Source organism: Streptomyces sp. NBC_00582 (genome assembly GCF_036345155.1).
Taxonomy (GTDB): Bacteria; Actinomycetota; Actinomycetes; order Streptomycetales; family Streptomycetaceae; genus Streptomyces.
The window spans coordinates 141,634-162,669 of sequence record NZ_CP107773.1 but is presented as its reverse complement, the minus strand read 5'-3'; the positions used below and the strand labels follow the sequence as shown (position 1 = coordinate 162,669).

Below are 21,036 nucleotides of genomic sequence, written 5' to 3'. Positions count from 1 at the left end.
CCTGCCGGTGTACTACGGCCGGCGACTGCCGGCGGGGCTCTCCCGTTACGCGGCGGTGCCACACTCGCTTGAACGTCTCATCGAGGACCTTCTCAACGACGCCCCGGCCATAGAGTCTTCGGCTGGTGGGGTGCGCCCCCAACTGAGGCCTCATCAGATACCGCGCGTGCAGGCGATCCAGGACGCCCAGGTTGCCAAGGCCCCGGGCTTCTTGCTCGTGTCCCCGACCGGGTCAGGCAAGACGGCGATGGTGCTCACCGCGCTGAGCCGCCTACCGGTGGAACTGGTCCTGGTGATCACTACCTTGTCCATGATTCCGGTGTGGCAGCTGGCCATCGACTACTTCTGCGAGGCTGCCCCCAGGCGCCGCTGGGTGGTGACAAACCCCGAGAAGCTCGTGCGACTGTTCGAACATCCGCAACTTCGCCTGCACGACCTTCCGTCGGACGAGGCAGCCCGGTTCGCCGCGCAGTGGGGGGACTCACGGCTGTCCTGGGACGCGGTGGTCCTCGATGAATCGCAGATGGCGGCAGATCCGCAGTCCATCCGGTCACGTCTGCTGTACCGGCTCACCCATCCCCAGGCCGGAACGAAGCCGTTCTTCATACCGACGAGCGCCACCCCGTTCTCCAAGCTCGCGGAAACCGCGTACGCGGCGGACTTGATCGCCCACGCTGCCCGGACCGCCCCGCCACAGACCCTGACCGGAGCGGAGTACCTCGACTGGCTGCATGGCCTGCGTCTCACCCCGGGCAAGGGCAGGGCCGTCGCCGACCCCACGGAGAAAGTCAAGACGCTGCTATACCGCGGCGGCGTCGGCGCAAGCGCCTCCCAGGAAGAGCTGGGGCTGCCACCGCAGCACCGCGAGATCCACCCGATCCGTCTCAGCCCGAATGATCACGCCCACTACGAGGCCACCTGGGAGGAGTTCCGCCGCCGCCACGGCCTGGCGGTGAACGAGGACCTCGAGGCGGAGACCGACCACCAGGCGAGCGCACTCAGGCGGGTACAGAAGGCGTCCCTGCTCAAAGCCCCGTACGTCGCCCGTCATGTCGCAGAGCTGGTCGGGCGCGGCTGCCAAGTCATCGTTCCCGCATGGTTCCTGGAGAACGTGGACCTGCTGGCCAAGTCCATCGCAGGCGAGCTCCACTCCCGCGGACTTCCCGACAAGGTGGTGGCGATCACCGGGGAAGCGCCGGGCCTGCGCGAGCTCAAGCGCACGGCGTTCCAGACCGGCCGCGCGCTGGTGTGCGTCACGAACGTCGTCCAGGGCATGAACCTGCAGGCATCTGAGGCCAATGTCGCCGGAACCGGCCAGACAGCTACCGACACGCCTAGGGTCACCGTGTTCGCCGACGTCCTGACCGGCGGCAAGAAGCTGCTGCAAGGCGAAGGCCGGGGCCAACGGGACGGCCAGGAGGCGCCCGCCCACTACCTCGTAGCCGAGGGCACCACCGAGACGTACTGGCTGGCCAATGCGCTGAGGGCCGTGGCCGGCACCCAGGAACTGACCCACGCTCCGGACGACGCCGCCGCCCTGCACGCTCTGGCCGACCAACTGGACGACGAGGCGATCGCCGCGTGAGCACACCCTCCGCCAGTTTCAGCCTGGCGACCCAGCCGTGGATCGATGTCGTCGACGACACAGGGCGAACAGACACGATGGGCGTCCTGCAGGTACTCGAGCAAGCGGACCGTCTGCACCTCGCGGCCGCGGACCCGCTGGTCTGGTCAGCGACCGTTCGACTGCTGACGGTGATCGCCTACCAGGCCGGGTGCGGACCGAGGGATCACGATGCCTATGTGCGCCAGGTGCGCAACGGCATCGCCCTGGAGCCGGCGCGGCGATGGGTTCGCGAACACGAGGAGGATCTGGATCTCTTCCATCCGCGCTCGCCGCTGTTCCAGGACGGGACTCTGCGGCACCTTGCCGACAGGCCCGCGGCGCGGCTGCCGGTGCTGTATCTAGATCCGGCCGCCGCGATCAGCCGACCGCTCCTGGTCGACCACCGGCCGCTGCACGCCTCGATCCCGGTCAGCGCGTGCCGCGCAGCACACCTGCTGCTGGTCCAGCAGATGTGGGCCACGGGAGGAAAGATCCGCTCGAAGCAGGCCGTCTACGGCAGAGGGGCGGCGTTGGGACGAGCTGCCGCCCAGACGGGCGGCGTGGTGTGGCATCCCGCGGGAACGGTCGCCGAGCAGCTGACCTGGCGGCTCATGGCGGCGCCCGGCGTTCTGGGGCGCGCGTCCTTCACGCACACGCCGAGCGCGGGAACCGAAGAGATCCCGGTGGGCAGTGAGCTGGATGGGCTGACCTGGCAGCCGCGCCGGATGCTGCTGTTGCCCGAGATCGACGGCATGGTCCGTCAGGTGCTACTGACCCAGGGGTGGCGCATGAAGCACCCCGAGCTGAAGGGGAGTTCGGTTGCGACGCTGCCCGGCAGCCGTGACCTGGTCGATGTCAAGGAGGGCCAGAAGTTCATCACCCACCGACTCACCAGCGACCAGGACCAGGCGCCCCTGCTGGAACGCTGGTGGCGTGCCCCTGAGGGCAGTTGGGCCCACGCCGTACGCCAAGCCGCCGCCCGGACCGGACGCACCCCGGACGTCGTCGCGGTCGGCCTGGCCGTCCGGGACCACTCGGTCATCGTCCACCAACGGCGGATCACGCTGCCAGCGATGCTGCTCGCCGACACGCGCAGCGCGGCCGCGGCCCATACAGTCATGCACTTCCGGCGCCAGGCACGGACCGTCGCTCCCCACCACCTCGCGGACCGATCCGCCGGAACGGTCCTGCCCCCCGGATTCGGGTCCGGTCTTCTGCACGATCCGCAGTTCCTCGACGCCAAGCCCGACGAGCAGGTTGCGCTGCTGTTCGCGGCCGCCTGCTCCGCCACGGGGGCACACGGCCGACGCCGCACGCTGCTGGCCGGAGCCGTCTCCCACCTGATAGCCGACGACTCCGAGGCCGCGCCTGAGGTGTCCCCCACGACGACCGACCTTCCACCGGCGTCGTCCATGCAGATGGAGCTGTTCTCTTTCGAACCCGACGCCCCGGGCAGCCCGGGTGTATCTGCCAGCGCTTCCGTGGACGCCGACGATGACAGCTTCCTATTCGTCACCGCCGCCAGCACGACTGCGGCACCCCCGCATTCGAGGCGCAGCGGCCACCATTCCCCAGTCAGCCACGGCGAGACAGGGGAACTCGCCTTCACACTGTCGAGGCAGCTGGGCCGCTGGTACGCACACCCCCGAAGCCGGTACCTCTTAGCCCAACTGGCCACCTGGGTCGTCCATCCGTCACCGGACACACCTGCCTGCCGGCTGGTGACGCGCATGGTGCCCGACCATCTCCAGCATGCCGCTCTGCTCACCGCTGGCCTCTTCGCGATGCACCGTCGCACGAACAGCCGTGCCGAACTCTACGGCGGCGCACCTCTTGCACGGCTGATGCGGGCCTTCGGCTCCGCTGGATCCCCTCTGCGCGGCCCCGCCGACCTGCCCACCCGGGCCGCGGTCCTCAACCTCCTGCGCGCACCGGACGCGCACGCCCTGCGCGTCCCCCTGGCCAGGATCATCCGCAAGGCCGCCCCGCAGGACCTGACACCCCACTGGGGCCAGCTCTTCATCGACCTCGCCGCGTGGGGGCCCGACGTTCGCCAGAAATGGGCCGACCAGTTCTACACCGCCCGACCCGCAAGCAGCCTCTCCACCACCGTGACCACCAACCTCCCCCAGGACTCCGCTGCCTCATGACCGTCACAGCAACCGATCTGTCCCTGCCAGAGTCCGCCTACCCGCCGATCGATCTCAGCGCCCTACCCGGGCCGTTCGTGGTCGTGCACTCCCTGACCACGCTGGTCGACGTTTGCCTCAACCGCGACATCATGGGCCTACCGAAATCCACGACACTCGGCGGCGTCGAACGCATGCGCGTGTCCGCGCAGTCCCTTACCCGTGCCGCACGCAGCTTCGCTCGCAATCACAGCCAGACCGGCGTGCACGGCATCAACACCCGTCTCCTTCCCGGCAAGACGGCCGAGTACCTGCGTGAACGCAGCATCGACGGCGCCGACGCGCTGCCCGCGGCCGCTCTGATCGTCACCGCCGCCGGCCCCTCGATCGACCTCGCGCACCCCGACCGGACCCTGACATCCATCTACGTCTCCTCATCGGCTCCTGCGGACCTGGCAGAGCTCCTACTGGACCACTGGGACGAGCTCGAGGATGCCCGCCTGGCCATGGAGAAGGCCATCGCCGCAGCCGCGTCGGCGACTGCAGAGCCCGGGCGGAAACGCGGGCGCACCGCTGGCAAAGCCACGTCGCGCGGGCAGGCGGACACCGTTCCTGCCGAGATCAAGTCCGTTGCACAGCAGGCCCTTGCGCCAGGACTCGCCGCCGATATCGCCCTCTTCGGACGTATGCTCCCCGAGCTGCCCGGGGGTAACGTACGCTCCGCCGCGATGATGGCTCACGCCTTCACAGTCGACGCGAAGCAACTCGTCACCGACGACTTCGTCACGGGCGATGAGTGGGGCAGCGGCGGAGTCTTCAGCAATCTGGGAGAGCAGTACCTCAACTCAGGCACCCTCTACCGCTACGCGGCCCTTGACCGCAGACAGCTGCGCGCCAATCTGGCCGCTGCGGGCGCCGACGCCGAGACGGTGGAGCGCACCGCGCAGCAGACCGAGCGGGACTGGACCACGGCGGTCGCCTACGCGCTGCCGGAGGCCAGGAGAACGCGCACCGGCTCGTGGGCTCCTCCGACCCTCGTCGTCGCGGCCACCACGGCCGCACCGTACACGGCCGCGGGCGCCTTCGAGACCCCCATCGCCCCGCCAGCCGGGATAGCCGCCGCCAACCGGCTGACCGCCTTCCTCACCCGGCTCGGTCTGCACGCAGGGACCGGCCGATGGCTGCCGCCCGCCAACGAGCCGGCCCCCCAGCTCCCGCACGGCATCACGTGGGAGGACCAACGGCCGTGACCACCGTCCTCCTGCGCCTGTCTGGGCCTCTCCAGTCCTACGGCACCACCTCGCGCTGGGAAGAGCGCGCCACTTTGCCCCGGCCGACCAAGAGTGCGGTCCTCGGCCTGCTCGCCAACGCCCTCGGCCCCGGCCACGGCCCGTCCCGGTTCGCCGACCTCGTCTTCTCCGTGCGATGCGACCGGCCAGGTCACCTGGAGGAGGACTTCCAGACGGCCGGCGGCGGACACTTCGGCTGGCCCACCGCGCAGGCCGCCGCGGCGGGTATCACGCCCACCAACTCCTGGTACGGCGCCCCCCGCTACCCGCACACCGCGCCCCTCGCACCGAGCCCCGCCTCGTGGAAGCCTGCCGACCGGGGCACCGTGATGGCGATCAAGCAGTACGTCGTCGACGCGAGCTTCCTGGTCGGTCTCAGCGGATGCACGCCCCAGCAGACCAACCGCATCACGACGGCGCTGGCCCAGCCGTACGGCCTGCTCTACCTGGGGCGCCGCTCCTGCCCGCCTTCGCGTCCGATCCTCTACGGAACAACCGCGGACGGAGCCGATGTTTGGCCCCATCGCATGCCCCTCGTCCCGGAGGCCAGCACCGCAACTCCCCAGGTGTGGAGGCAAGGACTGCCCGGGCCAGGAACGTACGCCGTCCCCGAGCAGCCCGGCACCACCAGAAGTGGCCCGGACTACCTCCTCCTGCACGTCCACCCGTACAACGTCAGCCCGCCGACTACGCCCGCTGAGAGCACCCAGTGACCGCAGACCTCCGTATGCAGCCCCTACCGGGCCTTCGCACGTGGCGCACCGCCCTGACGCTAAGCCCCGCCGAGAGCGACCGCTGCCGCGACGCCCACCAGCTGTACCGCCTTGTCCTGAGCGGATTCGGGGGCGACGCACCCAAGGGCCCGGAGTCCACCGGCCGGCCAGCTCACGTCCTGTTCGCACCCGATCGCGAGGAACCTCCAGCCGCGGGCAGGAACGAACGCCCCGACGCCGGGCGCCCCCTAAAAGTCCTCGTGCAGTCCCCCCAACTGCCGAACTGGAAGCCCCTCCTTGACGACGGCCGCCTCCGCAGCGCAGACGCGTTCACCGCCGAGTACACCTACCGTGCAGGACAGTCACTCCAACTGCGCGTCATCGCCAATCCGAGCCGTAAACTCCGCTCGCCGACACGGCGAGTGAGTATCACGGACCCCACCCAGGTCAGAGCCTGGCTGCACCGGCGGCTCTTGGAGCACGGCCTGTCCACGGACGTCGACGACATCGCTGTTGGGCCGCCCCGCTGGATCGTCGGCACCAAGGAGTCCGGCGACCGCTTCCAGCTCGTGACCAGGACCCTCCAGGCCCGTGCCGCCGTCCTTGACGCCGCTCTGGTTCACGATCTCCTCCGCGACGGGCTCGGCCAAGGCAAGTCCTACGGATGCGGACTCGTGCTAACCCATACCAACCGGCCCGCAGAACAGTAAGATGACGGTGCACCGCGCGAGACGCCCTGGAGCGTCCTGGTCGCGGTCGCCTCTCTCCACTTCTCACGTGGAGCTGGCACCACCGATGCACCGAACATAGGGGACATCTACCTACCTCTCCACCCCTCCGTGGAGCTCCCCGGACACCAGTGCGGCAACCTTCGGTTCGGTAGCGAGGCGTACAGCAACTCCATCGGCGGCCGCGCCCAGCGGACCAGCTTGAGAGCCTTACGGTCCCAATGCGGACAGTGGGCTCTCGACCGCGGTCGAACGTGGGCGGTCCCGGTGAGTGCACGCACCTCGCTTCGTACTGGGAGATGTCCTCGCGGACAAGCGGATTTACCTGTGCGAAAGCCTTTTGGAGCACGTGAGTGCGCTCACCGCACTGGTGCGAGACGCGGCGTTCGCCTGCGGTCCGCGGACTCCGGCGGCCATCTCGAACTCCGGTGGGTATCCCGGGCTCCGCATCACCACACGGAGGGCAGAGTGCAGAAGGCCGCGGACGACATGCGCCTCATCATCATGAACCTCAAGAACGACGGCGGCCCCAACATCAAGCGCCGACGCCTGCCCGAACGGTGGCACCAGGCGTACGAGGGCATCTTGGCACCTCTGGACCCGGACCTCGTCGCCGTAACCGAGTTCACCTACTCCCAGACCCGAGCCGGTGCCACCTGGGCTGAGAAGCGGTCCGCCAACCGGAGATTCAAAGCGGCTCAAGACGTCCTGCAGAGTCACGGATTCCGTGCCGAGAAGGGCCAAGGACGCAACTCGACTGGCATGTTCGTACGCAAGGGCTCCTTCATCCTCGACCCGGATCCTCAGCGTCACTACACCCGGGTGTACCGGACGCCGCCCACGCACGCCGTACTGCGCTTGCCCGAGGTGCCCCACGTGCCGATCAACGCGGCGTCCCACCACGCGCCCTACTGCAACCCGCTCCTACAGACGATCGAGGGGTACGAACTCACATCCATGGTGGACAAGGTCAAGGCCCACCACGACGATGAACCTGACTCCCCACATGCCGCGACGTGGCTCTTCGGCGACTGGAACCAGGACCCCTGGAAACCGACTCCGGGAATCTCCTGGAATTCCCCCGATGTCACGGATGTCGTGCACCGCTGTCACCGGGCCCGCAAACTGTCGGACGGGCCGGACGGCTTGTGGGTGAGCCGGACTGCAGTCGACGAACTGATGATGGACGCGGGCATGCACGACGCGGCCCGGTTCGCCGCGATGCACTGCGGCCAGCCCCACGCACTGGACCCGACGGCCGGCTTCGCCCGCAGCGCCCGCGGCCAAGGGGGCCTGAGCCGGATCGACCGAGGCTACCTGGATGGCCGGTCGGTCCAGGCCGTCAAGTACGTGCGCGTGCTGGACATGAACGGCATCAGCGATCACCACATCGTGCTCATCGTCCTGTCACGCCGCAAACTCGTCCAGGCTCTCCTCCGCGAATTCCCCTCGCTGAACCCGTGGGACCTGGCCGCGTGAGCCAGGTATCTGTGGCGCGCCCTCTTCGCCGCCAGACTGGGCACCTGCCTCAGCCAGTGCACGGCTCAGCCGTACTGCCACTGCGAGCCGGTGCCTCGGTATTCCTCGACCGGGATTGGCAGGACACCGGGACGCATGCGCTCCCGGTAGAGGACGCCGCCGATGTGGTCGAGTTCGTGGGCGACGAGGCGGGCCATGCCGTGGGTGAAGCGGGACAACCGGGTGCTGCCGTCGAGGTCGTCGTGCGCAACAACGATGCTGAGGGCACGGGGAACGCGACCGCGGACGTCGAAGAAACTGAGGCAGCCCTCGAACTGCTCATCCTGGTCGGCGGAGGCCTCCTCAATCATGGCGTTGATCAGCACGACCGGGGGGGCGGCCGGATCCGGAGGGATGACCACCGCGGCGGAGCGGTCGTAGCCGAGTTGGGGGGCGGCGATGCCCATTCCTTTGCCGAACGTGTGCAATGTCCGGACCCGGTCGACGGCACCAAGGAGTTCACCGACGATGCGCTCGGCCTCGTCTGCTTCGGCTGGCAAGTCGAACGGGCGTGCTGGGGTGACGAGGACAGGGTCGCCCTCCTGGATGATGCCGGCGTTCGCCATGGCCTGGCTCGCGGAGAGGGTGCTCACAGAGGCCATCTCTTTCGTGTCGGGTACCGCCTTGAGGCGCCACTCCAGCCGGTACCGGGCATGCAGGGGTGGATCCATAGTCGCCCAGGTGAAGACGGTCCGGTCTCCTCGCGTGGTGCGTTGAGGCTGGGTCCGCAGCGGCGCGAGGTCCGCACTCAGGGATGTCTCGGTTCCCCAGACGGCTGGCTCGGTTGCGGAGGGGAAGGCGAGTTCCACGGTGAGCCGACGCGTCGGAAGCCTGACGGCTCGCTGGAACCAGGGGCCCCATTTGTCAGCGCTCACGCTGTAGGAGTAGGTGATCTCCGCTTCCTGGCCCGGATAGAGGGGGAAACGGCGGGTGGGGCTCTGGAACTTCAACCAGAGTTCCTTGACAGCGTCCCGGTCGTGTTTGACGGTCCACTCCATCGGCTCGTCGCCGCAGTGAGCCTCAAGACCGAGTTCATCCCAGGTCAGAGGGTTGCGGCGGTACAGGGCGTTGGAGCGTTCCGGCTCTGCGGGGTAGCGGTCCACGGCGATGCGTACGAGGTAGCGGCTGACGGGATCGGTGCCGTCGTTTCGCAGCAGCCGGCGCATCCGCAGGTGGAAGGTGCTGCCGTCGAAGTCCAGGGCTGCGTCGTCCTCCAGGACCAGCAGGCCCGTGCTGGTGGTGGACTCGCTCTGTTCGGCCGCCGACGGGGAAGCGTCGGTGCCCTGCCATGCCGTCCACAGGGCGCCGCCGGCGTCAAGTTCCGTGTCTACCCGGCGGGCGAGGGCGGGACTGCCGTGTTCGCGCCCTGCCTCGAGATGGCTGATGTACGAGGGATCGACGTTGAGCCGGGCAGCCAACGCCTTCTTGGTCAGACTGCGAACGGTGCGCCAATGCGTGAGTTCGGCGGCGAACGTGCCGCGCTCATCGCTCTCCAAGGCGCCTTTCCCTTCTGGGAGTTCGGCAAGTTCGTGAGTGAGTGGCCCTCACCATCGCCTCATCCTGCCCGGCGAGAGCTCAATGGTGCTAGCTGGCGGGCGTTGTGTCGTGATCGGTGCGCGCCAGCGGGCGCCCTTCACTCGTTGCCGCTGGAGGTTGGGTACTTGAAGCGCTGGGCACGCCTCGCATCACGTCACCTCGCCGCTATCCGGGATCTGCAGCGCGAGTCCTGCTGGCAACCTTCGCACGAACCATTGGTGCGTCACACAGCGGCGAGGGCCATGAGCTCATGCACGCACAGTTGCTCGACACTCGGTCACCTCGGCGAGCTGGTGCGGGGTGCGAGCGTACGGCCCACCAGGGCTCAGGCCCGATGGCCGACCCCTGTGTGAACTCCTCCGGCGGCCAGAGCCGCTTCGTCCCCAACTCCCGAAGGAAGTTAATGGATCTCAGTTCCGTTCCGCTGCCGCCCGGAGCCTTCACTATCGGCAAGAAGTTCGGATTCGAGGCTGGCCACCGCCTTCCCGGGCTGGCGTCCGAGCACAAGTGCTCCCGCCAGCACGGCCACAGTTACGAGGTCGAGGTCATCCTGACCGCGCCGCAGCTGGAAGAGCCCGGCTTCGTCACCGACTTCGGCGCTCTGGCCCCGTTCAAGGAGTTCCTGGACACCGACCTGGACCACCGCAACCTGCACGAGATTCTCCCCTTCGAGCCGACCTCGGAGCGCCTGGCCCAGTTCCTGGCCGGCTGGTTCATCCACAACCTTCAGCCGAAGATCCACGGCCGCCTTGTCGCTGTCCTCGTCCGAGAGACGGCGAGCAGCTGGGCCCGCTTCGATGTGGAGGAGCAGTGACCACCTCCGAGCCGATCGACATCGCCCCGGCGGCAAGCGAAGCCGCACTCCGGCTGATCGTCGCGGAGTGCTTCGGCGTCGAGGTGCCGACCTTCCAGGGAGAGGGCCCGAGCGGCGGGCACCCCGCCCTGTTCATCCGCCTGTCCCGGTGCAACCTCACCTGCACCAAGTGCGACACGAAGTACACCTGGGACTGGTCCCAGTTCGACCTGCGCAAGGAGTCGACGAAGCGGACGGCGGGGGACCTCCTGGCCTGGGCCACCTCCTCGCCGGTGGAGCTGGTCGTGATCACCGGTGGGGAGCCGCTCCTCCAGCAGGCACGTCTGGTGCCTCTCATCCAGGGACTACTGGCCGCCGGGAAGCGGGTGGAGTTCGAGACGAACGGCACCCTCCCACCCGTGCCCGAGTTGGTGGTCGACGGGGTCCGTTTCAACGTGTCGCCCAAGATCGCCAGTTTCGGCATCGACGAGGTCAAGAGCGTGGTGCCCGCCGCGCTGGAGGCGTTCGCAGCGTCCGGACGGGCGGCGTTCAAGTTCGTCGCCTCCTCGGTGGCCGACCTCGACCACATCGCCGAACTGGCCGACACGCACCGGCTGGCGCCGGTGTGGGTGATGCCCGAGGGCACCACCGCGGATGCGATAACCGCCACGACCCGGGTCCTCGCGGACGCGGTCGCAGCCCGGCACTGGTACTTCACTACCCGGCTGCACGTGATGGCCTTCGCGGACGCGCGAGGCCGCTGATCTCCCGCCCTGCCCCTTCGTTCCCCAGCCCCCGGAAGCGAGAGAAGCCCATGACGACCTCCGTCACCGGCCCTGAGGCGACCCTGAGTACCGCGGTACCCGCACCCTCCCGGTCCGCGCCAGGCATGGACACCGACCGCGTCGCCGGCCTGATCGCCCAGCTCCTGGTCGAGCTGGGCGAGGACCCCACCCGGGACGGGCTGATCGGCACCCCGGGCCGCGTCGCGGCCTGGTGGAAGGCGTTCCTGTCCCCCGACGGCGTCGCAGTGGACACCTGCTTCACCGAGTCCCAGCTGAGCGGCCAACTGGTCATCGTGGGCGGCATGAACGTCTGGTCTCTGTGTGAGCACCACATGCTGCCCATGAGCCTGCAGGTCACCGCCGGATATGTACCGGACGGCGAGGTGCTGGGCTTGTCCAAGTTCGGGCGGATCGCACAGCAGTTCGCCGGCCGGCTCCAGGTCCAGGAACGCTTCACCCGCCAGGCCTTCGAATACCTCACCGGCGTGATCGGGCGCGAGGAGGTCGCCGTCCGCGTACGCGGTACGCACCTGTGCATGAGCATGCGGGGCGTGCGAATGGACGCTGCCCGCACCACCACGCTGCACGTGGGCGGCCGGTTCAAAAGCGACCCGGTGCTCTCTCAGCAGTTCCTCACCCTCGCCGCCGCCCAGTGACGCGCTCTCAGGTCCCGGCAAGCGAGTCGACCGACAAGGAGGTAGAGCAGATGACCGCGTCGTCGACTTCACCGTTACGTGCTGACCGGCCCGGCCCGCTGTTCCTGACGTGGGACGACATCACCACCGCGACGGCAACCCTCGCGCACCGGTTGGCGGCCGCAGGGATCCCGCAGGTGGTGGTAGGTATCGTCCGAGGCGGCATGATCCCGGCCGCGTGGCTCGCCCACCGGCTCGCGATCCGCGACGTGCGGACCGTCGAAGTCACCCGCACCGCCAGCGACGGCATCAACGCCGCCAAGAGCACGGTCCCCACCGTCCGCAACCCCGCGTCGCTCGGCGACCTCACGGGCCTGGACGTGCTGCTCGTCGACGACATTGCCGGCAGTGGCGTGACCCTCGCCCACACGGCCCGGATGATCCACGACCTCGGCCCCGCCCGGCTACGCACCGCGGTCTTCGTCGTGAACCGGGCCAACTGGAGGCCGAGCTCCGACCCCCACCACGACATCGACTACATCGCCTCACTGGCGGACACCTGGGTCGTCTTCCCCTGGGAGGAGCAGCATGAGCGCTGACCTGGAGCCCCCGGCCCGGAGCGCCGAGGATCGGAGGGAGCCGGGTACGACGGGCCCCACCCTCCCCGGCCCCCGTGCCGCTGCCAGCCGTGTCCGCCCGCTGTGGGTGAGCGTCGAGGGTCTCAACGGGGTGGGCAAGAGCGAGGCGATCTGTGCGGTCGCGGCTGACCTGGGCCCGCGGTGTCTGCGGCTGAGCGAACTGACGGACCAGGACGGCGACACGCTGCCGGGCCAGGTGATCGCCGCTCTCCGCTCGACGGGGGACGTCTTTCTCCGGACGGGGCATCCCGTCGTCGAGACCCTGGCCTTTCTCGCCCTGAAGGTCCGCGAGTACGAGCGCCTGAGCGAGAGCGACCTGACCGGCATCGAGGTGATCCTCGAAGACCGGGGTGTCGACAGCACGGCCATCTACCAGGCGGTGATCCTGGCCGCCCAGCACCCGGGCGTACAGCCTCAGGCACTGGCGGAGCACATCCTGGCGACGATGGCCCCGTGGCGTCCGGCCCCCGACGCGACGGTCCTGCTGACCTGCGACCGGGAGGTCGCCACCCGCCGGTTCGCCGCCCGGACCGGCCGGGTGCTCGACGGCCGGGACCTCGTGGTGATCGAACAGGCCGAGGTCCTCTACCGCGACTTCGCCCGCGCCCACCCCGACCGGTTCACCGTGCTGGACGTGAACGGCGGCAGCAGGGACGAGAGCGCGAAGGCACTCCGGGCGACCGTGGAGGACCTGATCCAGCGGCGGGAGGCCATCCATGCGTCGTGACATCACGCTCCTTTGGGGACTGCGCTCCCGCTGCGCCGTGGCCTGCCTGTACTGCTACTTCGGCACCGTGGAGGAGCACAAAGCCAGCCCGCCGGACCAGCTCGGCATCCTGTCGCACATCTCCCGCAACGACCTGAGCCGGGAGGAGATCACCGCGTTCGCGCGGACCCTGGAAGGGTCCCCGGTCGAGCGGGTCGTCATCGCCGGCGGCGAGCCGCTGGACTGGCCCGCAGCCCTGGACCTGATCGAGATCATCAAGGACGCGGGATGCGAAGTGGTCATCGCCACGAACGGCATCCCCCTCACCCGACCGGGGATCGCTGAACGGCTCGTCGAGCTTCGAGTGGACGGGGTGTCGGTGTCCCTGGACAGCGTGGACCCGGCCTCCAACGACCGCCTGCGGCCGTCCCGCTCCGGGAAGTTCGGCCACGCCGACGTGGTGGCCGGCATTCAGGCACTGCTGCGGGCACGCGGCTGCGGCCCGGCGCCGCGAGTCGGGATCTACAGCGTGGTGATGCGGCCGGCGCCGCAGGAGATCAGCCAGGTGGCGCGGCTGGGCGCCGAGCTCGGCGTGGACTACTTCGTGCCGCAGCCGATCTCCCTGGCACCCGATCACAAGCTGTTCGACGAGCTCGCGCACACCCCCGAGGACACGGTGGCCGTGGCCCAGGAACTCGCCCGCCTCCAGGCCAACCCGGCGGGCCTGGAGGTTCCCTCGCCAGGTTCCATGCTGAGCTTCGTCTCCGCGATCTCCACCCAGGCCAGCGGGCGCGTGCAGGAGTGCTTCGGCGGTGCGCAGCTGTTCTTCGTCCAGCCGGACGGCTCGCTGTGGGACTGCCCGTCCGATCGCCGGATCGCCGCGACCCCCGCCGAGCGGCGGCGGACGATCGCCGGGGCGGACGCCCGGACGCTGTTCGACGGGCGGCCCGCGTGCACGGACTGCTCTCACTTCAGCCGGGACTGCGTGAACATGTGGCCGCTGGTCCTGGACATGCCGCGCCTGCTCAACAAGGAGGCCAGCCGATGACCGTTCCCCCGCCCCCCGACAGGGCGCCGCTGCTCCGGGAGGTGACCGCCAGCCTGTCGGCCATGCCCGACCCGGCGGCCTCGGGCCATCTGCGGCTGTTCGAGGATGAAGCCGCGCACGCTCTCGGCGCCGCGCACGCGGTCGCCGTGTCCTCGGGCACCGCTGCCCTGCACGCCGCCTTGTCCGCGTGCGGGATCGGAGCGGGTGACGAGGTCCTCGTTCCGGCGCTGACCGTGATCATGACCGTGGCACCCCTTCGCGCTCTCGGGGCCACGCCGGTGTTCGTCGACAGCGACCCGGCCACCCTGGACCTGGACTACGAGGACGCGGGCCGTAAGGTCACCGCGCGGACGCGGGCGATCATTCCGGTCCACTTGTGGGGCCGCATGGGAGACCCCGGCGCGCTGGCAGCGTTCGCGTCCGAGCACGGACTCGTGGTCATTGAGGACGCGGCCCAGGCCGTCGGCACCGCGCGGAACGAACGGCTGGCCGGCGCAGTCGGCACAGTCGGCTGCTTCAGCATGAAGGACGGCAAGATCCTGTGGAGCGGCGAAGGCGGGTTCCTCACCACGGCCAGCGGCCAGGTCGCCGAGCACGCGCGCGCCTTGCGCAGCCACTGGCAGCCCGCCCCACCGGGAGAGGCCCCGCTCAGCCGCCTGGCAACCAACTCCCGCCTCGCCGCACCCCTGGCCGCCCTCGCCCTGGCCAACCTCCGCCGCCTGCCTGACCTGATCGAACGGCGCCGCGCCCAGACCCGATACCTGCTGAACGCCCTGGAGCGGGTCCCCGGACTCACCGCCCTCGCTCCTGCCGCGGGTGAGGAGTGGAACGGCTTCTCCCCGCTGCTGCACATCGGCCTGACCAGCCCCCGGGCATTCGCCGAACATCTCGCGCAGCAGGGCGTGCCGAACTCCACTGGCAGCTTCCGCCTCGTGCCCTGCGACACCCGGCCCCCGTTCCCCAGGCCGGAGCAGCCGTGCCGCGGCACGGCCGAGATCCTCGACCACATGCTCGCCGTCGTCCTTGCCGAGGGCGACACCCAGGCCTCCCTCGACCACTACGCCGACGTCGTCGCCCGGGCGGCCGCCGCGTGGACACCGTGACCGCCGACCGGGAGCCGGCACCGCCCCAGCCGTCCGCAACAGCCGCTCCGGCGCCCTGTCCTCGTCTCCGAAAGGATTCCCGCCCGTGACGATCACACCGGTACACCACGCGTGCACCCGCGGCCCGCTGATCTCCGCCGAAGGTCTCAACGGGGTCGGCAAGACCTACTTGACCAACCGCGCCGTCGAGGCCCTCGACGAGAAGCCTTTGATGCTGGACGAGTTCTCCCAGCGGGCGAACGGACGCCCCGGACTGGGCGAAGCCCTGCTCCAGGCGCTGCGCGAGGCCAGCACCGGCGACCCGTTCCTCCGCGGGGGCACCCCCATGGCCGAGGCACTCCTCCTGATGGCCATCAAGCGCCATGACCTCGACACCCTGCTCCCCGACCTGGCCAGCGGGCGCACGGTCGTGGAAGGCCGCAGCGTCGACACCACGGCGGTGTGCCAGGCACTGCTGCTACACCCCGACCACCCGGACCAGGCCCTGGAGACGGCCCTGGCCCTGCTCGACCTCGCCTCCTTCTACCGGCCGCTGCCCGATCTCACGATCCTGGTCACCGACGACGCCGACCAGGCCCTCGTGCGCGCGCAGCGTCGCGACCGGCGGGTCTTCACAACCGAACAGGCCACGTTCATGCGTCAGGCGTGCGCGCTGTTCGAGCGGGTCGCAGCCACCGATCCGGCCCGCTACCGCGTCATCGACCGGCGCGTCATCGACGAGTACGAGGCCGCCGCGCAGATCCGGGACTGGATCGGCGGCACCAGGCCCGGCCTGGACTGCCTGCGTGAGCCGTGGGCGGGCGAAGGGTCGCCGTGCATGTGCTGCGGACAGCGCGTGGAAAAGGTGCCGGCATGAACGAGACGGCCCTCCCACCGGTCAGCCCGAGCCCCGCCCTCGGCGCTAGCTGCTCGCCAGCCATCCCCGACGGCGTCCTGGCCGTGATCTTCGACTTCGATGGAACCCTCGCCGACACGACGGCCAACCAGGAGCAGTCGCTGCGGGCGGCACTCCAGCCGTACGGGCTCGACCTGGACACGGACTGGTACCGCCAACGCTTCGGCCTGTCCATCCACGACCTGCTCGCCGCGCTGCCAGGAGCACGACATCTGCCCCACGACGAGATCATCCGACGCAGCCGCGCCCACCTCCTGGCCCACATGCACACCATCGCTCCCATCGCGTGCAGCGTCGCGCTCCTGCACGCGGCGCGCGAAGCCGGGCTGCCCTGTGCCGTGGCGTCGGCGGCCAGCCGCATCCTCGTCCATCCCGGGATCGAGGCCCTGGGCCTGAGCCTCCAGTTCGAAGCCGTTGTCACCCGGGAGGACGCCGCGCGCGGCAAGCCCGCCCCCGACCTGTTCCTGGAGGCCGCCCGCCGCATAAGCGTCCCACCGGAGCGCTGCCTCGCCGTGGAGGACGCCCCGGACGGCATCGCCTCCGCGCTCGCCGCCGGCATGCACGTGCTCAGGATGGTCGACGTCCACCTGGCCCCCACCGGCGATCGCGGCGAAGACACCGCGGACCTGCCGTCAGGAGCCGGAGCACCGATGCCGCGCGGCTGCGCTCTCGGGCAGGTGGCGGCCCGCAGTAGCCCCGCATCGGTTCCCGCACCGTTCATCGTCGATTCCGACCGGTGACGGCTCCCGGCCGTCGCAGCAGAGGAGCATGATGCCCGTCCTCCACTCGACCAAGAACCTGAAGGTCGCCACCCCTGTCACGGAAACCAGTGCGGGCGTCGGGATCTTCGAGTACACCGACGCCTACACCGTGTTCCACTACGGCCGGATGCCGGACCTGATCCCCGGCAAGGGCGAGGCCATCTCCCGCATGGCCGCCTTCAACTTCGCCCTGCTGGAAGCGGCCGGCGTGCGGACCCACTTCCGCCGGTTCATCGCCCCCCACCACATTGAGTTCGATCTCGCCCGCCTTCCCGCCCCGGACGCCGTGCCCCTGGCCCCCGACGTACGCAACACCCTGCTCCCCGTGCAGGTCCTTGTCCGCACCGAACTCCCGCAGGGCAGCTCCGTCCACCGCCGTCTCGCAGCCGGCACCCTCACCCCAGCCCAGGCTGGACTCAGCTCCCTCCCCGCGGTCGGGGAGGAGCTGAAGGACCCGCTCGTCGAGTTCGCGACCATGCTGGACGACGTCAACCAGTACATCGACACGGCGGAAGCCCAACGCCTCACGGGCCTGGACGACGACCTGTTCCAAGCCCTGCTCGACACCACCGTCACGGTCAACCGCGCGCTGACCGAGCACGCGCGCACGGTGGGCCTGCGGCACTGCGACGGCAAACTCGAATTCGTGGTGGCAGCCGACGGCGGCCTCGTGCTCGCCGACAGCCCCGGCACGCCCGACGAGAGCCGCCTGCTCTTCGACGGCGTGCACTGCGGCAAGCAGGTCCTGCGGAACTGGTACGTCGACAACGGGCTCGAAGTCCCCGTCAACCGGCTGATCACCGAAGGCGTGCCCCGGCACCGGTGGCCCACGCCCACCCCACTGCCGGGCGAGTTCCTGCCGGTGATGTCCGACCTGTACCGGTCCCTGAGCGAGACCTGGACCGGCGAGCGCCTCTGGAACGCGCCGGAACTGCCGGCGGCCACGACGGCCGTGGCCCGGGTCATCGGGCACTGACCAGAACCCACCCTGGCAGGCGCCGGCGCGTGCTCTCCTCGATGAGCAAGGCACGCGCCAGCGGTGCCACCCAACCGACGTGAACGGCAGACGCATGGGCAGTTTGACCGACGACCCCGACTTCCGGGCAACGACGTTCGTGGTCGTCGACTTCGAGACGACGACGCCGACGGGCTACCCGGCGCAGCCCATCGAAGTCGCCGCTCTCGCCCTGCGCTGCCCGGACGGAGCGTGGACGGAGGCCGGCCGGAGTACCTCCCTCATCCGGCCGCCCGCGTTCGCCCCGGTGACACCGGCCGACACGGCCCAGACCGGCCTGACAGCGGCCGAACTGGACAGCGCCCCGGACGTGGCGCACGTCATGGGTTTCCTGGACCGGCGATTCACCCCTGGCGGCCGGTACCTGCTGGTGGCGCAGCACGCCGCCACCGAGGCGAACGTCATCCATAACGCCCGCGAGCACTGCCCGACCCTGTCCCGTGTCGACTTCCTCGACACCATCCCCCTCGCCAAGTACCTGGTCCCGGGCCTGGCGAACTACAAGCTCGACACCCTGCTGGCGCACTTCGCCATCGCGCAGCCTGCTGCCCGCCACCGGGCCTACGCCGACGTCGACGTCACCGCGCAGGTGTTCCTCCGCCTCCTTGGTGCCGCGGACGACACCGCGCAGCTCACCGACCTCGCCGCCCTGGTGAAAGTGGCGGGGCGTACCGCCAAGAGCAACATGCCCGTCCAGGGCGGGCTGTTCGACATCTAGCCCGTCCGCCGGAGGACGAGCCATGCAGTGCCACTCGCAGATTGGACGGTACGCATCATGACGATCACCGAAGAGAGCCGCGGCGACGAGGTCCAGGTCCCGTTCTGGTTCGATCCGCTGTGCCCCTGGGCCTGGATCACCTCCCGCTGGCTCCTGGAAGTCGAGCAGGTTCGGCCGGTGCGCGCCGACTGGCGGATCATGTCGCTCGCCTACCTCAACCTCGACCAGCGGGGCGGCAAAGGCCTCAGCGAGGACTACCGGGAGCTGATGAACACGGCCTGGGGGTCGGTGCGGGTCTGCGCCGCCGCCGCCGAACACGCCGGCCGCCCCGTGCTGGGGCCGCTGTACACGGCCATCGGCACCCGGCTGCACAACCAGCGGCGCCGCGAGGACCCCACCGTCATCACCGAAGCCCTGGCGGAGGCTGGGCTGCCGGCCTCGCTGGCCGCGGCGGCCTCCAGCACGGAGTTCGACCAGCGCATCAAGGACTCGCACCACGAGGCGTTCGACGAGGTCGGCCTCGACGTCGGGACCCCCGTCCTGCGGATCGCCGGCACGACCCTGTTCGGTCCCGTCATCACTCCGGCCCCCCGCGGCGAAGCCGCCGGACAACTCTGGGACGGCCTGGTGTTGGTCGCGGCGACGGACGGCTTCTTCGAGCTCAAGCGGAGCCGCAACGTCAAGCCGTCCTTCGACTGAGCCCACCGCGACCCGACCGCCTCCAAGGACACGTAGAACACCCAGCCCCGCACCGCCGGTTCGGTTCGAGCGGATCCAGATCACCTCCACGCCCGCCACGTGCGGCACCCGACCACGAGAACGAGGAACCCGTTGGAGTACGACGCCCTCACCGGCTGGGACGACGACATCACCGCCGAGGCCTACGCCGCCTTCACCCGGGCCTACCCCATGTACAGCGCCTCCAGCCGCGATCTGGCCGCGCGAGCCGGCCTCACCCGCAGCCGTGTGATCGTCGACCTGTGCGGCGGCACCGGTACGACGGCCGAGGCGATCCTCGCCCTGGCGCCGCCCAACTCCACCGTCGTCTCCTTCGACAGCTCCGCCGCCATGCAGAGCATCGGCCGCCGTCTCTTGAGCGACCCCCGGCTGACCTGGGTCAACGCACCCGCCGAGGACCTGGCCGACCATATCCCGGCAAGCAGCGTCGATGCCGTCGCGTGCAACTCGGCGGTGTGGAAGACCGACGTCGCCGCCGTGGTCACCGCGGTGCGCCGTGTACTGCGGCCCGGAGGCCGGTTCGTCTTCAACATCGGCGGCGCCTTCGCCGGGGTCACCCACCCCGACGCGCTGCCCCCGCCGGCAGGGCCCTCCCTCAGCGCCCTGATCGAGCAGATCGCCACCCGGGACTACGGCATCATCCCGCCGACGGCCGCCGCCCCTCCGAAGCTCACGCTCCCCGTGATCACCGGGCTGCTGGCCGATGCCGGGCTGCACGTCGTCGCCGCGGAGGTCACCGGCCAGCACACCACCACCGCTGAGAGGGCGGCCTGGCTGTCCATTCCCGTCTTCGCCCACCCCGAGGGCGCCCTCACCTACGAGCAGAAGATGGCGATCCTCGCCGAGGCCACCGCCCAGACCAAGCCAGACGACGTCACAGTGACGAGCTGGCTCGTGATCGTCGCCAAGCTCCCGGAAGAGGCATGACGCCGAACGCGCTTACCCCGGCGTCTTCTACGACGGCATGTTCCCTGCCCGTCAGCCGACCGCCACGAGAGCTTCCGGAGGCGGAGGGGTTACCTGATTCCGGTCGATGTGGTGACCGCCCGCGCGATCCGGGGCCCGACGAGGCGCTCCGCCAGATCCAGCGGGTACCAGGCGGCCCCGGTCACCTCGGACTCCTGGATACGCCCGACCTCGGCGTCGGCCGTCGTGAAGACATAGCCGAAATCCAGGTGGTAGTGGTCCGGTTCGCCCTTTGCGGGCCTGGCCGGCACCCGGCCGAACTCGATGTAGGCGGGGTGCGCCGAGACGGAGGCGACCTGGTCGGGGTCGATGCCGGTCTCCTCGGACAGTTCCCGCAGCGCCGCGCCGACCAGTGTCTTATCGGTCGGCTCAAGATGGCCGCCTGGCTGCAAAGTGATCCCGTACGCGAGGTGTTCGATCAGAAGGACCTCGGCGTCGTCCCGGACCAGCAGCGCGCCGGCGGTGACGTGCATCGGGAAGGTCCGCCGCGAGGCGAACCCACGGCCTTCGGCCAGGAGCCGCCGCGGCTCGGCCAGTTGTCCGGCCTCCTGCGGGTAGCGCTCAAGGTAGGCGGTGAGCACTCCCGCGATATCGGAATCAGTGATCGCCACAGGTCATCGCCCTCCGCTCGGCCCGAGGAGGGTTCCGCCGAGATCAACTGCTCGAAGGCGGCCACCAAGCACGTACACAGTCAGCTCCACAAGGGTCGTGGCGTA

General features: G+C 69.8%; 21 protein-coding genes. 19 read left to right on the top strand and 2 right to left on the bottom strand.

Annotated features, from left to right (window positions below; genetic code table 11):
* Positions 1 to 7: 7 nt before the first annotated feature.
* The 6 genes from OG852_RS49830 (at position 8) to OG852_RS49805 (ending at position 7,944) form a co-directional block, all read left to right on the top strand.
* Positions 8 to 1,585, top strand: a complete 1,578-nt coding sequence (locus tag OG852_RS49830) for a helicase (protein WP_330351777.1) — start codon at positions 8 to 10, stop codon at positions 1,583 to 1,585.
* The gene (locus OG852_RS49825) at positions 1,582 to 3,756 is read left to right on the top strand and encodes a type I-E CRISPR-associated protein Cse1/CasA (protein WP_330351776.1); all 2,175 of its coding nucleotides are present in this window, start codon (positions 1,582 to 1,584) and stop codon (positions 3,754 to 3,756) included. The genes OG852_RS49830 and OG852_RS49825 overlap by 4 nt, the downstream gene beginning before the upstream one ends.
* Complete coding sequence (locus OG852_RS49820; RefSeq protein ID WP_330351775.1) at positions 3,753 to 4,985, top strand: type I-E CRISPR-associated protein Cas7/Cse4/CasC; 1,233 nt, start codon at positions 3,753 to 3,755, stop codon at positions 4,983 to 4,985. The genes OG852_RS49825 and OG852_RS49820 overlap by 4 nt, the downstream gene beginning before the upstream one ends.
* On the top strand, positions 4,982 to 5,737 hold the full coding sequence (cas5e, locus tag OG852_RS49815) for a type I-E CRISPR-associated protein Cas5/CasD (RefSeq protein WP_330351774.1): 756 nt from the start codon (positions 4,982 to 4,984) through the stop codon (positions 5,735 to 5,737). Before OG852_RS49820 ends, cas5e begins: the two co-directional genes overlap by 4 nt.
* A gap of 14 nt (positions 5,738 to 5,751) precedes the next feature.
* Positions 5,752 to 6,447, top strand: coding sequence for a type I-E CRISPR-associated protein Cas6/Cse3/CasE (locus OG852_RS49810; protein WP_330351936.1), 696 nt, complete (start codon positions 5,752 to 5,754; stop codon positions 6,445 to 6,447).
* A 486-nt stretch (positions 6,448 to 6,933) separates the two neighbouring features.
* Positions 6,934 to 7,944 carry an endonuclease/exonuclease/phosphatase family protein gene (locus tag OG852_RS49805; RefSeq protein ID WP_330351773.1) on the top strand — a complete coding sequence of 337 codons (1,011 nt, stop codon included), beginning with the start codon at positions 6,934 to 6,936 and terminating at the stop codon, positions 7,942 to 7,944.
* Between the two features lie 65 nt (positions 7,945 to 8,009).
* Here the strand turns inward: OG852_RS49805 and OG852_RS49800 are convergent, their stop codons facing one another.
* Positions 8,010 to 9,479: a peptide deformylase gene (locus OG852_RS49800; protein WP_330351772.1), complete on the bottom strand. Its 1,470-nt coding sequence runs from the start codon at positions 9,477 to 9,479 to the stop codon at positions 8,010 to 8,012.
* 443 nt (positions 9,480 to 9,922) lie between these two features.
* Here OG852_RS49800 and OG852_RS49795 point away from each other — a divergent pair, with 443 nt between their 5' ends.
* From OG852_RS49795 to OG852_RS49735, 13 genes are all read left to right on the top strand, one after another.
* Complete coding sequence (locus OG852_RS49795; protein WP_330351771.1) at positions 9,923 to 10,333, top strand: 6-pyruvoyl trahydropterin synthase family protein; 411 nt, start codon at positions 9,923 to 9,925, stop codon at positions 10,331 to 10,333.
* Complete coding sequence (locus tag OG852_RS49790; protein WP_330351770.1) at positions 10,330 to 11,076, top strand: 7-carboxy-7-deazaguanine synthase QueE; 747 nt, start codon at positions 10,330 to 10,332, stop codon at positions 11,074 to 11,076. Before OG852_RS49795 ends, OG852_RS49790 begins: the two co-directional genes overlap by 4 nt.
* 125 nt (positions 11,077 to 11,201) lie before the next feature.
* Positions 11,202 to 11,753 carry a GTP cyclohydrolase I gene (gene folE, locus OG852_RS49785; RefSeq protein WP_330351769.1) on the top strand — a complete coding sequence of 184 codons (552 nt, stop codon included), beginning with the start codon at positions 11,202 to 11,204 and terminating at the stop codon, positions 11,751 to 11,753.
* A gap of 50 nt (positions 11,754 to 11,803) precedes the next feature.
* Positions 11,804 to 12,331: a phosphoribosyltransferase gene (locus tag OG852_RS49780; RefSeq protein WP_330351768.1), complete on the top strand. Its 528-nt coding sequence runs from the start codon at positions 11,804 to 11,806 to the stop codon at positions 12,329 to 12,331.
* Positions 12,321 to 13,097 (top strand): dTMP kinase, encoded by a 777-nt coding sequence (locus OG852_RS49775; protein WP_330351767.1) that lies wholly within the window; start codon positions 12,321 to 12,323, stop codon positions 13,095 to 13,097. The genes OG852_RS49780 and OG852_RS49775 overlap by 11 nt, the downstream gene beginning before the upstream one ends.
* Entirely contained in the window at positions 13,087 to 14,124 is a 1,038-nt protein-coding gene (locus OG852_RS49770) for a radical SAM protein (RefSeq protein WP_330351766.1), read from the top strand. The genes OG852_RS49775 and OG852_RS49770 overlap by 11 nt, the downstream gene beginning before the upstream one ends.
* Entirely contained in the window at positions 14,121 to 15,227 is a 1,107-nt protein-coding gene (locus tag OG852_RS49765) for a DegT/DnrJ/EryC1/StrS family aminotransferase (protein ID WP_330351765.1), read from the top strand. The genes OG852_RS49770 and OG852_RS49765 overlap by 4 nt, the downstream gene beginning before the upstream one ends.
* Positions 15,228 to 15,312: 85 nt before the next feature.
* The gene (locus OG852_RS49760) at positions 15,313 to 16,083 is read left to right on the top strand and encodes a thymidylate kinase (protein WP_330351764.1); all 771 of its coding nucleotides are present in this window, start codon (positions 15,313 to 15,315) and stop codon (positions 16,081 to 16,083) included.
* Positions 16,080 to 16,862, top strand: coding sequence for an HAD family hydrolase (locus tag OG852_RS49755; RefSeq protein ID WP_330351763.1), 783 nt, complete (start codon positions 16,080 to 16,082; stop codon positions 16,860 to 16,862). The genes OG852_RS49760 and OG852_RS49755 overlap by 4 nt, the downstream gene beginning before the upstream one ends.
* A gap of 31 nt (positions 16,863 to 16,893) precedes the next feature.
* Entirely contained in the window at positions 16,894 to 17,859 is a 966-nt protein-coding gene (locus tag OG852_RS49750; protein ID WP_330351762.1) for a phosphoribosylaminoimidazolesuccinocarboxamide synthase, read from the top strand.
* A 94-nt stretch (positions 17,860 to 17,953) separates the two neighbouring features.
* Positions 17,954 to 18,616 carry a 3'-5' exonuclease gene (locus OG852_RS49745; RefSeq protein WP_330351761.1) on the top strand — a complete coding sequence of 221 codons (663 nt, stop codon included), beginning with the start codon at positions 17,954 to 17,956 and terminating at the stop codon, positions 18,614 to 18,616.
* 57 nt (positions 18,617 to 18,673) lie between these two features.
* The gene (locus OG852_RS49740) at positions 18,674 to 19,315 is read left to right on the top strand and encodes a mycothiol-dependent nitroreductase Rv2466c family protein (RefSeq protein ID WP_330351760.1); all 642 of its coding nucleotides are present in this window, start codon (positions 18,674 to 18,676) and stop codon (positions 19,313 to 19,315) included.
* 132 nt (positions 19,316 to 19,447) lie between these two features.
* Positions 19,448 to 20,281 carry a class I SAM-dependent methyltransferase gene (locus OG852_RS49735; protein ID WP_330351759.1) on the top strand — a complete coding sequence of 278 codons (834 nt, stop codon included), beginning with the start codon at positions 19,448 to 19,450 and terminating at the stop codon, positions 20,279 to 20,281.
* An 89-nt stretch (positions 20,282 to 20,370) separates the two neighbouring features.
* On the opposite strand, the gene OG852_RS49730 is transcribed toward OG852_RS49735, so the two are convergent.
* The gene (locus tag OG852_RS49730) at positions 20,371 to 20,931 is read right to left on the bottom strand and encodes an NUDIX hydrolase (RefSeq protein WP_330351758.1); all 561 of its coding nucleotides are present in this window, start codon (positions 20,929 to 20,931) and stop codon (positions 20,371 to 20,373) included.
* Positions 20,932 to 21,036: the final 105 nt, after the last annotated feature.